Origin of the sequence: Microbacterium sp. 22303 (genome assembly GCF_052045265.1) — a bacterium.
Classification (GTDB): domain Bacteria; phylum Actinomycetota; class Actinomycetes; order Actinomycetales; family Microbacteriaceae; genus Microbacterium.
In genome coordinates this window covers 169,775-183,820 of sequence record NZ_JBQEOQ010000007.1, presented here as the reverse complement: position 1 = coordinate 183,820, position 14,046 = coordinate 169,775, and the positions used below count along the sequence as shown (strand labels likewise).

14 protein-coding genes are annotated in these 14,046 nt (G+C 71.4%); 3 read left to right on the top strand and 11 right to left on the bottom strand.

What is annotated here, in order from left to right:
• Nucleotides 1-10: 10 nt before the first annotated feature.
• From ACTJI8_RS18550 to ACTJI8_RS18515, 8 genes are all read right to left on the bottom strand, one after another.
• On the bottom strand, nucleotides 11-1,054 hold the full coding sequence (locus ACTJI8_RS18550) for an NAD(P)H-dependent flavin oxidoreductase (RefSeq protein WP_440734917.1): 1,044 nt from the start codon (nucleotides 1,052-1,054) through the stop codon (nucleotides 11-13).
• Between the two features lie 157 nt (nucleotides 1,055-1,211).
• Complete coding sequence (locus ACTJI8_RS18545; protein ID WP_440734916.1) at nucleotides 1,212-2,144, bottom strand: EamA family transporter; 933 nt, start codon at nucleotides 2,142-2,144, stop codon at nucleotides 1,212-1,214.
• A 132-nt stretch (nucleotides 2,145-2,276) separates the two neighbouring features.
• Nucleotides 2,277-3,434, bottom strand: a complete 1,158-nt coding sequence (locus tag ACTJI8_RS18540) for an alcohol dehydrogenase catalytic domain-containing protein (protein WP_440734915.1) — start codon at nucleotides 3,432-3,434, stop codon at nucleotides 2,277-2,279.
• Nucleotide 3,435: 1 nt separating this feature from the next.
• The gene (locus ACTJI8_RS18535) at nucleotides 3,436-4,158 is read right to left on the bottom strand and encodes an HAD family hydrolase (protein WP_440734914.1); all 723 of its coding nucleotides are present in this window, start codon (nucleotides 4,156-4,158) and stop codon (nucleotides 3,436-3,438) included.
• Nucleotides 4,155-5,426 (bottom strand): TIGR03364 family FAD-dependent oxidoreductase, encoded by a 1,272-nt coding sequence (locus ACTJI8_RS18530; protein WP_440734913.1) that lies wholly within the window; start codon nucleotides 5,424-5,426, stop codon nucleotides 4,155-4,157. The genes ACTJI8_RS18535 and ACTJI8_RS18530 overlap by 4 nt, the downstream gene beginning before the upstream one ends.
• On the bottom strand, nucleotides 5,423-7,162 hold the full coding sequence (gene phnE / locus ACTJI8_RS18525) for a phosphonate ABC transporter, permease protein PhnE (protein ID WP_440734912.1): 1,740 nt from the start codon (nucleotides 7,160-7,162) through the stop codon (nucleotides 5,423-5,425). Before phnE ends, ACTJI8_RS18530 begins: the two co-directional genes overlap by 4 nt.
• Nucleotides 7,159-8,010, bottom strand: a complete 852-nt coding sequence (gene phnC / locus ACTJI8_RS18520; RefSeq protein WP_440734911.1) for a phosphonate ABC transporter ATP-binding protein — start codon at nucleotides 8,008-8,010, stop codon at nucleotides 7,159-7,161. Before phnC ends, phnE begins: the two co-directional genes overlap by 4 nt.
• Before the next feature lie 75 nt (nucleotides 8,011-8,085).
• Nucleotides 8,086-9,012, bottom strand: a complete 927-nt coding sequence (locus tag ACTJI8_RS18515; protein ID WP_440734910.1) for a phosphate/phosphite/phosphonate ABC transporter substrate-binding protein — start codon at nucleotides 9,010-9,012, stop codon at nucleotides 8,086-8,088.
• A 173-nt stretch (nucleotides 9,013-9,185) separates the two neighbouring features.
• Here ACTJI8_RS18515 and ACTJI8_RS18510 point away from each other — a divergent pair, with 173 nt between their 5' ends.
• A complete protein-coding gene (locus tag ACTJI8_RS18510; RefSeq protein WP_440734909.1) occupies nucleotides 9,186-9,932 on the top strand; it encodes a GntR family transcriptional regulator in 747 nt (248 codons plus the stop codon).
• Between the two features lie 31 nt (nucleotides 9,933-9,963).
• Here the strand turns inward: ACTJI8_RS18510 and ACTJI8_RS18505 are convergent, their stop codons facing one another.
• Complete coding sequence (locus ACTJI8_RS18505; protein ID WP_440734908.1) at nucleotides 9,964-10,854, bottom strand: EamA family transporter; 891 nt, start codon at nucleotides 10,852-10,854, stop codon at nucleotides 9,964-9,966.
• A gap of 234 nt (nucleotides 10,855-11,088) precedes the next feature.
• Here ACTJI8_RS18505 and kynA point away from each other — a divergent pair, with 234 nt between their 5' ends.
• Nucleotides 11,089-11,952 (top strand): tryptophan 2,3-dioxygenase, encoded by an 864-nt coding sequence (kynA, locus tag ACTJI8_RS18500; protein ID WP_440734907.1) that lies wholly within the window; start codon nucleotides 11,089-11,091, stop codon nucleotides 11,950-11,952.
• Complete coding sequence (locus tag ACTJI8_RS18495) at nucleotides 11,949-12,857, top strand: hydrolase (RefSeq protein WP_440734906.1); 909 nt, start codon at nucleotides 11,949-11,951, stop codon at nucleotides 12,855-12,857. The genes kynA and ACTJI8_RS18495 overlap by 4 nt, the downstream gene beginning before the upstream one ends.
• A 39-nt stretch (nucleotides 12,858-12,896) precedes the next feature.
• On the opposite strand, the gene ACTJI8_RS18490 is transcribed toward ACTJI8_RS18495, so the two are convergent.
• Both ACTJI8_RS18490 and ACTJI8_RS18485 read right to left on the bottom strand, forming a co-directional pair.
• Complete coding sequence (locus ACTJI8_RS18490; RefSeq protein ID WP_440734905.1) at nucleotides 12,897-13,520, bottom strand: histidine phosphatase family protein; 624 nt, start codon at nucleotides 13,518-13,520, stop codon at nucleotides 12,897-12,899.
• A gap of 19 nt (nucleotides 13,521-13,539) precedes the next feature.
• Nucleotides 13,540-13,935: a DUF5684 domain-containing protein gene (locus ACTJI8_RS18485; RefSeq protein ID WP_440734904.1), complete on the bottom strand. Its 396-nt coding sequence runs from the start codon at nucleotides 13,933-13,935 to the stop codon at nucleotides 13,540-13,542.
• Between the last annotated feature and the right edge of the window lie 111 nt (nucleotides 13,936-14,046).

Below are 14,046 nucleotides of genomic sequence, written 5' to 3'. Positions count from 1 at the left end.
GACGCCCCGTTCAGACGCTCGGCACCCCTGCAGCCAGTTCGGCGAACGCCTCCGCGGCGGTCTCATAACGGGCCAGCGACGCCGACTGCCCCATCCACAGCGACTGCAGCTCTCCGTTGTTCTGCTGCCCGGCAGCCGTGCGGAAGCGGCCGGTGATCCAGTTCTGCGCCGGGAACGGGGCGATCGATCCGGCGGCCTCGATCTCGGCGACCACCCTGTTGCGTGCGCCACGGGCGAGCCGGCCGCTCATCGCGCGGGTGAGCATGGTGCCCTCCGCGGGCGTCGCCCGGATCGCCGCCCGATGCGCCTCGTTCGCGGCCGACTCCGCCGTGCCGAGGAAGGCGGTGCCGACCTGCACGCCCTGTGCGCCGAGCGCGAAGGCGGCGGCGACACCGCGCCGATCCGAGATCCCGCCGGCGGCGATCACGGGCACGTCGACCGCGTCGACGACCTGCGGCAGCAGCGAGAACAGCCCGACCAGCGATTCCTCGGCCGGCCGCAGGAACGACACCCGGTGTCCCCCGGCCTCGGCGCCCGTGGCGTCGATCGCGTCCACCCCGACCTCGGCGAGGGCGCGCGCCTCGGCGACCGTGGTCGCGGTGCCGACGACGCGGATCCCGCGGCCGTGCGCCTCGTCGACGAGCGACGCCGAGGGCACGCCGAACACGACGCTGAGCACGGCGGGGGCCGTCTCGAGGATCGCGCCGAGCTGCTCGTCGAGCGAGGGCAGATACGCCTCGGGACGGGCCGGAACCTCGACGCCGACCTCGGCGAAGAACGGAGCGAGCGCCGCCGCATAGTCGTCGTGCTCGGCACCGGGCTCGACCTCGTCGCCCCGGGGCAGCCAGATGTTCACCGCGAACGGCCGGCGGGTGGCCGCCCTGATCCCCGCGATGGTCGTGCGGATCCGCTCGCCGTCGTAGCCGTACAGCCCGTACGCTCCGAGGCCTCCCGCGGCGCTGACCGCCGCGACGAGCGGGATCGAGCTGAGCCCGCCGAACGGCCCGAGCAGGATGGGCGTGCGGATGCCGAGGACGTCGGTCAGGGAGGTCATGCTCCCGAGGCTACGCCTGGCCGTGGGCGCCTCGGCGAGTGTGACGGCACGGCGGCTTCCCCTCCGCTCACTGGTCGCGAAGTGCGGTCATCCGGCCGCCAGAACCGCATTCTGCAACCAGTGAGCGGACCGGCGGCGATCGTCGCCAACGGTCGATTCAGTCCGGCACCACCGAGATGGATCCGGTCAGCGGCGACGGCGGCTCCTCGTCGGGTCCGGCGCCGCGACGACGCCGCGCACCCGCCGTGACCCCGATGCTCGCGACCACGACCAGCGCGATCGCGGCGAGCCGCAGCGGCGACGCCTGCTGGCCGAGCACGAGCAGCCCGGCGATCGTCGCGAAGACCGGCTCCAGGCTGAGCAGGATCCCGAACACCCGCTGCGGCAGCCGGCGCAGGGCCGCCAGCTCGAGGATGTACGGGATGACCGACGCCAGCAGCGCGGTGAGCGCGGCGAGGCCCAGCACCCGCGGATCGCCGACCGCGGTGACGGCAGCCGGCACGCCGAACGGCAGCAGCAGTACGGCGGCCACGGCGAGCGCGACCGCCAGCCCCTCGGTCCCTGTGGTGAGCGCGCCGACGCGGGTGCTCATCCGGATGTACATGATCCAGAACCCCGCCGCGATCAGGGCGAACAGCACGCCCCAGGGGTCCAGCGCCTCCGCGCCGGTGAGCCCGTCGACCCCGAGCAGCGCCATGCCGACCAGGGCGATCCCCACCCAGATCGCGTCGGCCAGGCGGCGCGTGAGAAGGGCGGCCAGCACGAGCGGGCCGAGGAACTCGATCGCGACCGCGGGCCCAAGCGGGATGCGGTCGATCGCGGCGTAGTAGGTGCCGTTCATGGCGGCGATCGAGACGCCGAACAGGACTGCGGCAGTCCATTGCGCGCGGTTCCACCGGCCCAGGCGCGGGCGCGCGATGATCCACACCACGACCGCGGCGATGAGCACGCGCAGGCCGGTGACACCCCAGGATCCGAGGGCGGGGAAGATGGTCGTGGCGACAGCCGCGCCGAACGGCAGGGAGAGGCAGGATCCGACGACCAGCAGCACGCCGAGCGCAGGCTGCTGCCGCGGTTCCGGGGAGTTCACCTCTCAAGCCTGGCACGGTCCGGGCCCGCACCACGCCGCCGCACCCGCCGCACCCGCCGCACGCGCCGAGTCGCCCGTGACGCCGCCCGCGATCGCCCGCCCGCAACCGGGAGCGGCGCAGCGAGCCGGCGCTCAGCGCGGAGTGAGCCCGACCCGCAGCGGAGCCCCCGGCGCAGCGGCATGCACCAGGGCGGTGTCCACCTCGGCAAGCGGATGCACGACCCCCACGGCGTCGGCGAACGGGTGCGCGCGCCCGCGGCCCGCCATGAACGCAGCCGCGGCATGCAGCTCGGCACCGGTGTAGTTGTGCACCCCCGCCACCGTCACGAGCCCGCGGACGATGCGCTCGGCGTCGAGCGGCACCGGGTCCGCGGGGAAGACGCTGCCCAGCAGCACCACGGCGCCGCCCACATCGACGGCGTCCAGCGCCGCCCCCACGGCGTGCCCCGAAGCCTCGATCACCAGATCGAACCCTTCCTCCGTGACATCGTCCGGGGCGAGCGCAGTGAGCGCGAACCGCTCGGCGAACGCGCGCCGAGCCGGATCCGGATCCGCGATCTGCACGCGGCCGCCCAGCTCCGCGGCGATCACCGCCGCGGTCAGCCCGACCAGGCCCGCACCGAGCACCAGCACCCGCTCGCACGCGAGCACCTCCGCGTCCTCCCCCGCGGTGGGGGACGGATCCGGCAGCCGGCGTCCGCGCAGCGCAGCCCCGCGCGCGACGCCGGCCCAGGCGGTCGCCGTGGCGCACGAGACCGGCGCGAGCGCGGCGGCCGGCAGCGCCTCCGGCACGCGCACGATCCCGGTGCCCGCGCGCAGGTGCACGTGCCCGGCGAAGCCGCCGGTGAGCTCCCAGCGCGGTTCGATGCGTGCGTGCCCGTACTTCGCGAGATGGCGGCACTTCTGCGTGACCCCCGCGAGGCAGCGGTCGCAGTGCCCGCACGAGACGGTCACCGACCAGACCACGCGATCGCCGATGTGCAGTTCTCCGCCGTCGACCGCGCGTGCGCCCTCGTCGCCGATCGCGATGATGCGGCCGACGCTCTCGTGCCCGAGCACGAGGGGCGTCGGCGCATGGCGGCGGCCCTGCACGGTGTGGATGTCGGATCCGCAGATCGTCGACATCTCCACCGCGACCAGCACGTCGTGCGGTGCCAGGGCGACGCCGGGCACGGCCAGCGCCTCATGCGGGAGGCCGACGCCGAGCCAGGCCATCGCGACGGCGGCAGGGCGCAGCGGTACGTCGTGCCGATGCACCTCGTCGGCGGGGCGGACCAGCGCCGCACGCATGTCAGCCGGCCGCGATCGGCGCGAGAGCCGGGACGAGCCCGCGCTCGGTGAGCGCCGCGAGCAGTGTGGTCACGTCGGGTAGCACCGCATCCGGGTCGGCGCTCTCCAGCGCCACGGCGTCGTGCGCTCCGCTCAGCACGCCGGCCACGAAGCCGGCGCCGGCACGCCGACCCGACTGCACGTCGCTGACGGTGTCGCCGGCGACCGCGACGGCCTGCACCGCGGAGGCGCCCGCGCGCAGCAGGGCGGTGAGCACCAGGTCGGGCGCGGGGCGACCGCGGCCCGCGTCGACCGGGCTCAGCACGCCGTCGACGAGGTCGTGCCAGGCCAGCGCGTCCAGGAGCGCATCGCGGGTGACCGGGGCGAACCCGGTGGTCAGCCAGACCTTCAGGCCGGCGGCGCGCAGCGCGCGGATGGCGTCGGCCGCACCGGGAATCGCGGTCGCGCCCTGCTCCGCGACGATCTCGGCGTAGGCGGCCTCGAACTGGGCCGTGGCGCGTTCGGCGGCCTCCACGTCACCGTCGGCGAGGTGCGTGAACACGTCGATCTTGGACTGCCCCATGGTGTCGCGCACGTACTGCAGCGCCTCGTCCCAGCCGATCCGCGCGGCCACCCCGGTGCGCTCGGCGGCGCGTTGGAACGCCTGCTCCACGACGCCGTCATCGAGCACGGTGGTCCCTGCCATGTCGAGCACGACCAGTTCGATCGGGGTGTGCGGGTTCATGCGTTCTCCTCCTGTGCGATGCCGCCGACGATGGCGGTCGTTCCTGCGCCGCCGACGATGGCGGGGGTCTGGGTGCCGCCGAGGGCGGACGTGCCGACATTCGCGGATCCGGATCCGCCCCAGCCGAAGACGCGGGCGGTCTCGATCTCGGCGAGGCCGAGCCCGGTGGTCATGCCGATGCCGGTGGTCGCGGCGAGCGCGAGCACGCGCGGCGCGACCTCCTCGATGAGGAACTCCTCGGCCGCGGCGGCGTACACCCCCTGCCAGCGTTCGAGCACGCGCATGCCGCCGACGTCCAAGAGCTCGCACGCCTCCGCGAGGAACGCGTCGAACGCGGCCTCGGGCTGGAACGGATCCGGCTGCACGGCTTTGTGGTGCGAGTCGCCGAGCAGCAGCGTCCCGTCGGGCAGCTGGGTGTACATCTGGTTCAGATCGAGCGCGGCCAGCTCCGGGCGCTCGGCGTGCAGACGCTCGCGCAGCCCCGCCGCCGAACTGAGGCCCGCGAAGCGGCGGTACCGCACGAGCGACCAGCCGGTGAGCAGAGGTGCCTGCAGCGGCGACGGCAGATCGGCCGAGACGCGCATCATGTCCAGCGCGCAGCGGACCACACCCGCGCGCTCGGCGAGAGCAGGCAGCAGCTGGTCGACGTCGTGGTTCACGGCCACGACCACGTCGGCCGCCGCGATGTCGCCGCGGGTCGTGCGCACGAGCCCTGTCTGCACCGCGGTGACCGCGGTACGGAAGCGGAACTCGACGCCGAGAGCGGCGAGATGCCGCACGATCGCACCGGCGGCCTCACGCGGGTTCACCTGCAGGTCGCCGGGCACGAGCGCGCCGCCGCGCACGACCTCCGGGCGCACGGGGGCGAGCGCGATCACCTCGGCGGGCGAGAGCACGCGGATCCCCGCGGCCTCGTCATCCTCCGCCCGGGCGGCCTCCTCCAGCAGCGCCAGCTCGTCCTGCGCCCGCGCGACGACCAGCGTGCCGCTCTCCCGCGCCCAGAAACCGGCGTCGGTGGCGAGACGCAGCCAGATGCTGCGCGACGCCTCGCCGTAGACGCGCGCGGGTCCGTCCTGCGCGCCGATGCAGAGGTGGCCGAAGTTGCGGATCGTGGCACCGACGGGCCGCTCGGTGCGGTCCACGACCACGACGCGCAACCCGCGACGCACCGCAGCATACGCCGCGCCGAGGCCCACGATGCCGGATCCGACGATCGCGACGTCGAACCGATCGTCCGGCGTGACGGTCATGGCCTTCACGTCCCTCATCGGAAGACCCGCCGCATCCACATCGCGAGGCCCTCGACCACGAGGACCGTGGCGAGGATCATCAGCACGATCGCTGTGACGACCTCGTAGCGCGAGCCCTGCCCGGCGTTCAGCAGGTAGTAGCCCACCCCACCGCCGCCGACGATGCCGAGGATCGTCGCCGCGCGGATGTTCGTGTCGAGCATGTAGAAGCTGTGCCCGATGAGCGCGCGCGTGCCCTGCGGCACGGTCGCGGCGGCGTAGGCCTGCATCCGGGTCGCGCCGACCGCGCGGAGCGCGCGCTCGGGGCCGCGGTCGACCTCCTCGAACGAGTCGGCGACGAGCTTGCCGAGCAGGCCGATGCCACCGATCGCCAGCGCCACGATGCCCGCGGTCGGTCCGAGGCCGGTGACCACGATCAGCACGATCGCCAGGATGAGCTCGGGGATGCCGCGGATGCCGACGAGCAGGAACCGGGCGATGCCGCGCACGGTGCCGTTCGGAGCGACGTTGCGGGCGGCGAAGGAGCCGAGCAGCAGGGAGGGCAGCAGCGTCAGCACGGTGGCGGCGAGCGCGATCGCGATCGTGTCGCGCATGGCGCCGAGCATCACGGCCGTGTCGTAGTTGCCGAAGTCGGGCGGCCAGAACTTCGCTGCGGTCTCCGGGATCTTCGCCCACACCGTGATCAGGTCGCCCCACTGGATCTGGCACACGATCAGGCTGCCGATCACGATCGCGACGGCGACCCAGCCGGCGATGGCGTTGCGGCGGCGCTCGCGGGTCCAGGGGCGGCGCACGGCGGTCGCCGGTGACGCTGCCCAGGCGGGCTTGGCCGCAGTCGCGGTGGCCGCCCCGCTCCCGGCCTCCGCGCGGAGGCGCGGGTGCAGGATCCGGTCGATCCACGAACGCGTCTGCGCCGTCTCGCCGAGCATCGCGCCGCGCACGGCGCTGGAGACGATCTCCATGACGACGCAGAGCACGAAGATCACGAGCGCGATGCCCAGTCCGCGGCCGTAGTTGAGCGCCTTGAACGCGTACGACATCTCCAGGCCCAGGCCCGCGACGCCGACGTAACCGAGCACGACGCTGCCGCGCAGGTTGATGTCATTGCGGTGCAGCACGGTCGCGACCCAGCTGGGCAGCACCTGGGGCAGCACGCCCGCCGTGAACTGCTGCAGTTTCGTGCCTCCGGCGGCGCGGATCGCGAGACGAGGGCCCTCGTCGATCTGCTCGATCGCGTCGGCGAACATCTTGGAGATCATCCCGATCGAGTGGATCCCGATCGCGAGGATGCCGGGCAGCGTGCCGAGCGAGAACATGAGCACGAAGGCCATCGCCAGCACCACGTCGGGGATCGAGCGCGTGAGCACGCCGATGAACCGGGCGATGCCGCGCCAGACGGGGCCGGGAGTGGTGTTCGAGGCGGCGAGATAGGCGATCGGCACCGAGAGCGCCGCGGCGACGAGCGTGCCGACCAGCACCAGGCCCACCGTGAGAGCGATCAGCCAGAGCAGGTCGAGCGGTGCGGGGAACGTCAGGGCCCCCACACGGGTCATGAAGCGCTGCGCATTCCCCCAGCTCGACAAGACGCCGGCGAGGGAGAAGCCGCTCTGCACCAGCGAGGCGATGCCGAGCCCGACCAGCACGATGAGTGTGAGCGCCGCCGCGATGCGCTCCGGCGACACCGGACGCTTCGGCGCGCGCGCCAGCAGGCCGCCGACATAGCCCTCGCGACGAGGGGCTGCGACTGCGGTCACGAGCGCGCTCCGGAAGGCGCAGCGGGCGTCGCGATCCCCTGCGCGATGAGCTCGGTGGTCACCGCGGTGAGGTCGGCGGTGGTCGTGGCGACCCGGCCGTAGATCTCCATGACCTCGGCCTTGCTGAGACCGTTGGTCGAGGTGTTCAGCACGACTTCGCCATGACGGAGGCCCACGATGCGGTCGGCCCAGCTGATCGCGAGGTCGACCTGGTGCAGGCTGCACACCACGGTGAGGCCCTGGTCGGCGGCGATCTCGCGGATGAGCGCCATGACCTGGTCGCTGGACTCGGGATCGAGCGAGGCGACCGGCTCGTCGGCGAGCAGGATCTCGGGACGCTGCATGAGGGCGCGAGCGATGGCCACACGCTGCTGCTGGCCGCCGGAGAGGGTATCGCTGCGCTGGTAGGCCCGATCGAGCAGTCCCACGCGCTCGAGGTGGCCGAGCGCCCGCAGCTTCGCGTCCTTGGAGTAGCCCCAGAGTCCCAGCCGCGGGCCGCGCACGGACGAGAGCGAGCCGGTCAGCACGTTCTCCAGCACCGTCAGCGACGGCACCAGCTCGAACTGCTGGAAGATGAAGCCCACCCGGCTGCGCAGGCTCCGCAGCGCCTTGCCCTTGAGCGCGGGCACGGAGGATCCGAGCACCTCGACGGTGCCGGACGTCGGAGTCTCCAGGCCGTCGAGGTGCCGCAGCAGCGTCGACTTGCCGGATCCGGAGAGCCCGAGGAGCACGACGATCTCGCCGCGCGCGACCTCGAGGTCCGCACCCTTGAGGGCGGTGGTGGCGCCGAACTGCTTCGTGACGCCGGCGATGCGGATGACCGGCTCGGACGAGGCGGGGGTGCTCATGATGTTGCGCTCCTGGTTCGGGGTAGGCAGGAGGGCCGCCGGACGAAGCCGGCGGCCCGGGAAGGGATCCTCAGATCACTTCTTGCACTGGTCGGCCTTCGTCTTCTCGCAGATGTCACGGATGATGTCGTAGTACTTGTCGTCGACCGGCTTGGTGGCGTAGAAGGTCGCCTTGAACGCGTTGCTGTCCGCGCCCTTGATCCCGGCCTTCACGATGTCGTCGATCGTGATCTCCTTGAGGGCGGTCACGACCTTGTCGGCGGTCTCCTTCGGCAGGGCCGAGTTGTAGACCAGCGGGGCGCCGGGGACCATCGTCTTGTCGACGACGGTGACCTTGTCGCTCTTGGCGACCTCGGAGTCCTCGGCGAAGCCCGCCTCGCACTCGGTGCCCTCGCCGACCTTCTGCACGCTGACGTCGTGCTTTCCGGCGAAGACCGGGGAGACGCCCGTCTTCGGGTCGATGCCGTCCTTGAGCAGGTTGTAGCTCGGGAACAGGTAGCCCGAGGTCGAGGACGGATCGACGAAGCAGACCTTCTTGCCCTTGAAGTCCTTGATCGAGGTGATCGAGGATCCCTTCGGCACGATCGCCTCGGAGTAGTAGCCCGGCTCCTGGCCCTGCTTGGTGACGATCGAGGAGATCGGGGTCAGCTTGGCGCCCGCGTTGGTGGCGGTGATGTAGGTGAAGCCGGAGAAGGATGCGACGTCGACCTTGCCGGCGACGGCGGCCTCGATGAGCGCGGCGTAGTCGGTCGACTCGTGGTACTCGACCTTCTTGCCGGTCTCCTTGGCGATGTAGTCCATGAGCGGCTGGTAGTTGGTCTGCGTGTCGACCGAGTCGGGCACGACACCGAAGACGAGGGTGTTCGCGTCGACGGCGTAGCCGCCGTTCGCGGCGGCGGGCGCATCGGTGCCCGTGGCGGCGCCGGCGGTGCCGGAACACGCGGCGAGACCGAGAGCGAGCACGGCGGCGCCGGCCGCGACGGTGAGAGCGCGAAGCTTCATGAGGACCTTTCGGGTTCAGGTGCGGAGGGAATCCTCGAAGACTCTCTCAAGGCCGCGGCCGAGATGTATACCTACCTCGGCACTGTTCGCCGACTGTTCACCCGCGATTCGCTTGAGTGAACTCCACAGGAACAGGGGCGCGCCCGGCCGGCGCGACGAAGTAGTATGCCTACGTGCCTGAAGTTGTCTACACCCAGATCGCCGACGATCTGCGCGCCCGGATCGCGTCCGGTGCGCTGCGCCCCGGCGATGCCGTGCCGACCGAGGCCGAGCTCGCCGAGCGCTGGAGCACGTCGCGCGGCCCGATCCGCAACGCTCTCGCCGCTCTCCGCGCGGAGGGGCTCGTCGAAACCGCCCGAGGAAGGCCCGCGCGCGTCGTGGAGCGCAAGGCGACGCAGGCCGTCGACGTGTCCGTGCCGTTCACGCGCTGGGCCCGCGATCTGGGCGCCCGGCCCGGAGCCCGCACCCAGGAGCTGAGTCTGCGGAGGGCGGGAACCGAGAAGGGCCAGGCCCTCGGCGTGGACCCCGGCGACACGATCGTGAGCGTCGTGCGGCTCCGTTTCCTCGACGACCGCCCCACGATGCTCGAGCGACTGTTCTACACCGAGGAGGTCGGCCGCCTGCTTTTCAGCGTCGACACCGATGCGATCTCGATCACGGAGTTCCTGGGTTCGCAGGGCCACCCGATCGTGGGCCTCCAGCACGAGATCGACGCCGTCGCCGCCGACGAACAGGACGCGGCGCTGCTCGAGGTGCCGCAGGGCACTCCGATCCTGCGCCTCAGCCGCACCTCGCGCGATGCGGAAGGCCGCATCTTCGAGGCCAGCGAGGACCGTTACCTCTCCAGCATCGTGCGGTTCACGGTCTCCGGATCCGGCATCTCCCCCGACGGCCAGTATCTCCGCGCGGTGGGTGGCTGAGCGCGTCGCCGACGGTCGAGACCGCGCGGCCTCACACGGCGAGCAGCGCGATCCCGGCGACGACGACGGCCGAGGCGCCGACCCGCCAACCCGGGCGTCCTTCGCGCAGCACGAACGCGCCGAACAGGCTCACCAGCACCACGCTCACCTCGCGCAGCGGTGCGACGAGGGCGACAGGGGCGATCCTGATCGCGTGGAGCACGAGGATGTAGGACAGCGGCGAGAGGATCCCGAAGGCCAGGATCCGGCGCCACTCCCTGCGCCCGAAGGCGGCGAGCGCCGCCCAGCGCCCGCGCACCGCCACCGTGTAGAACGGGATCTGCACGAGGGTGGTGCCGACCATGAAGGCCACCGGGTTCAGCGCCAGAGAGCGCACGACGAAGGCGTCCCAGATCGTGTAGACCGCGATCGCGACTCCGGTGAGCAGGCCGAACAGCAGCCCGGGATCGATCCGGCGGCGAGCCAAACGCACGCCCGAGTTGCCGAAGTCGGCCGATCCCGCCCGATCCACGAAGCCGATCGCGACGATCCCTGCGATGACCACGGCGACGCCGACCAGCGCGATCGGCGCGGGCCGCTCGCCGAACAGCACCATCGCGATGATGACCGACAGGAACGGCCCCGTCCCGCGCGCCGTGGCATAGACCGTCGAGAGGTTGCCGACGCGGTAGCCGTGCTGCAGCACGACCATGTAGGCCACATGCAGCACGCTCGACACGAGTACGCCCCGCACGAACCCGCCGAGATCCCCCGTGCCGATGCCGCCGGTGAGCGGCACGGCGCCGAGCCAGACGAGGGTGCTGGAGACCGCGCCCCACCACAGGAACGGGTAGCCGGCGCGGCTCACGCCGTGGGCGAGCACGTTCCAGCTCGCGTGCGCGACAGCCGCGGAGAAGACGAGGACGAATGCGAGAAGAGACATGGGGAACCTTCGGTCCGGCGCGGGCGCGACGGACGTGGTTCCTCCAGGCTTTTGTCCGTTCAGATGACGCCAGGCCCACGAAAGCCCGACGTGGCGCCGCTCGGACCAGTCGGGCGGACCCCGGAACCCTAGGCGCTGTCGAGATCAGCCTAGCCGCGCCGGAGGCATCGGTCACAGACGCTTCCGAACCGCCGGTGAAATACTGAACAGGTTCCACGACAAGGAGGTCGCCCTGTGCCGGACACGAGGACCGAGAACGAGCGCGCGCTCGAAGAGGGCATCGTCACCGATCTGAAGGATCGGATGACCTACGGGTCCTACCTCGACCTGGATCGCCTTCTCGGCGCGCAGCACCCGGTCAGCGTGCCCCAGCACCATGACGAGATGCTGTTCATCATCCAGCATCAGACCACCGAGCTGTGGCTGAAGCTCGTGCTGCACGAGCTCGGCACCGCGCGCGACCGGCTCGCCGAGGACGACCTGCGCTCGGCTCTCAAGCACATGGCGCGGGTGAAGCACATCCAAGAGGTGCTCACCCAGCAGTGGTCGGTGCTCGCGACGCTCACGCCCACCGAGTACGCGCAGTTCCGCGGCGACCTCGGCAGCTCCTCGGGGTTCCAGTCCGTGCAGTACCGCGCCGTCGAGTTCGCGCTCGGCAACAAGAACGAGCGGATGCTGAGCGTGTTCCGCTCCCACCCCGAGAACCTCGCGATGCTCACCGCGGAGTTCGAGCGACCGACTCTGTACGACGAGTTCCTGCGGTTCGCCGCGCGCCGCGGCCTGCCGATCCCCACGGAGATCCTCGATCGCGACGTGCGCCAGCCGTACCGCATGCACGATTCGCTGGTGCCGGTGCTCACCGAGATCTACGAGAACCCGCACGATCACTGGGATCTGTACGAGGCGTGCGAAGAGCTCGTCGATGTCGAGGACAACTTCCAGTTCTGGCGCTTCCGGCACTTGCGCACGGTGACCCGCACGATCGGACGCAAGGTCGGCACGGGCGGGTCCAGCGGCGTCGACTTCCTGCAGCGCGCTCTCGATCTGACGTTCTTCCCCGAGCTGTACGCGGTGCGCACGGAGATCAGGCAGCCGTGACCGAGGGCTCCTACATCGGCGGTTTCACCGACCACCACGTGCACCTGCAACTGGCCGATCACGAACGCCTCAGGGGCGGTCTGCTCGGCCGGGTGCTGGATCTCGGATCCGCTCCCGCGACGATCGCGTCGATCGCCGCCGATCCGCCGGGCGTCGCGGTCTCCTTCGCCGGAGCGTTCCTGACCCCGGTCGGCGGGTACCCCTCCGACCGGAGCTGGGCGCCGGAGGGATCCTTCCGCGAGATCGCCGACACCGACGCGGCCGAAGCCGCCGTCGTCGAGATGAAGGCGGCCGGAGCCTCCGTCATCAAGGTCGCCAGCAACAGCACGGCCGGCCCCGTCTTCGGCGATGACCTGCTCCAGACGATCGTGCGCATCGCCGATCGTCACGGCCTGCCGGTGGTCGCGCATGCCGAGGGCCCCGGCGAGGCGCAGCGCATGCCGCGGCTCGGCGTCAGAGCCCTCGCGCACACCCCGTTCGCCGAGAGACTGAGCAACGCCGAGGTGTCCGCCCAGGCCGGCCGGATCGCGTGGATCTCCACACTCGCGATCCACGAGGGCGAGGCCCGCGCGATCGCCCTGGACAACCTGCGCCGCTTCCACGCGCACGGGGGCACGGTGCGCTACGGGACCGATCTCGGCAACGGCGATCAGCCGGTCGGCCTGAACCCCGCCGAGGTCGAGGCGCTGCGCGAGGCCGGCGTGCGCGGGGCTGCCCTGATCCGCGCACTCGTCCCAGTCGCGGCGACCGCGGAACGCCGGTTCCTGCTGCCCACCCGCGACGCGGATCCGTTCGGCCTCGAACCCGTGCCGCACCCGCACGGGGCGGCACGCCCGCACGGGCGCCCCCACGCGTACGGACCTACGCGGTCCGAGCATCTGACATCGCCTGAGGGCGCCCGATAGGCGCCCAGCCCGCGCTTCGGGCGACGCCGCAGGCGTGGGTCAGACCGCCCCCAGGTCGATGCCGGCCGCGGCCGGCTCCGCGTAGGCGACTTCGCGCCACACGTCGCCGACGCGCTCGAAGGACGTGACGCTCGACAGCGCGCACCGGCGTGTGCGCGGGTCGTGCCGCAACGGCAGACCCGCGACCGACAGGTGCGTGATCCAGATCGGCGCCTGATGCGAGACGAACACCACGTCGCCGCCCGGGGCCTCGTGCCACGCCTCGTCCATGGCGGCGCGCATCCGTGCGGCCACGGCGACGTACGGCTCGCCCCAGCTCGGCACGGAGGGTCGGCGCAGATGCCGCCAGTTCCAGGGGTTCATCAGGGCGCGGCGCATCTGCGTGCCCTCGAACACGTTCCAGGGCTCGATGATGCGCTCATCGAGCCCTGGAACCAGTCCGAAACGGGCGGTGAACGGCTCGGCCGACTCCTGCGTGCGCTCGAGCGGTGAGCACCGCAGCGCGGTCACAGGACGGTCCATCGCCGCGACGTGGTCGGCGGCGGCCTGGGCCATCCGCCGACCCGCCTCGCTGAGGTGATAGCCGGGCAGTCGCCCGTACAGCACGTGCGCAGGGTTGAAGACCTCGCCGTGCCGGACGAGGTGCAGACGTTCCGCGGGCATCAGCTCGGATGACGTCCGCTCAGGCGCGGCGGTACTGAGCCGAACCGAACCCGATGATGAAGTATCCGATGAACGAGAACAGCCAGAGCAGGAAGAACGAGAACACGCCGCTCTTGCCGAAGTTCTTGCCGAGTTTGATCGCCACGATGATCGACATCACGATGTTCACGATCGGGATCAGGTAGAGCAGCACGAACCAGCCGCTCAGGCCCGCGATCTTGATGAGGAAGATCAGGTTGACGATCGGGATGATCGCGAGCCAGCCGGGGTGACCGGCCTTGGTGAAGACCTTCCACAGAGCGATCACGACGATCACGTAGAAGATCAGCGAGACCGTGATGTTCGCGCCGGAGAACAGCGCGGCGTAGATGTTGCCCGCGGCGTCGGTCGGGTCTTCGGTGGGGAGGATGTGCATGTGTAGCGCCTTCCAGGGTCGATTCGATGGGTGGTGCCTGCCGCGAGTCTAGTGATGCGCTCGTCCTCCCCACGAGGGATTCCTCGCGTCCCCGTAGAATGGCGGGGTTCC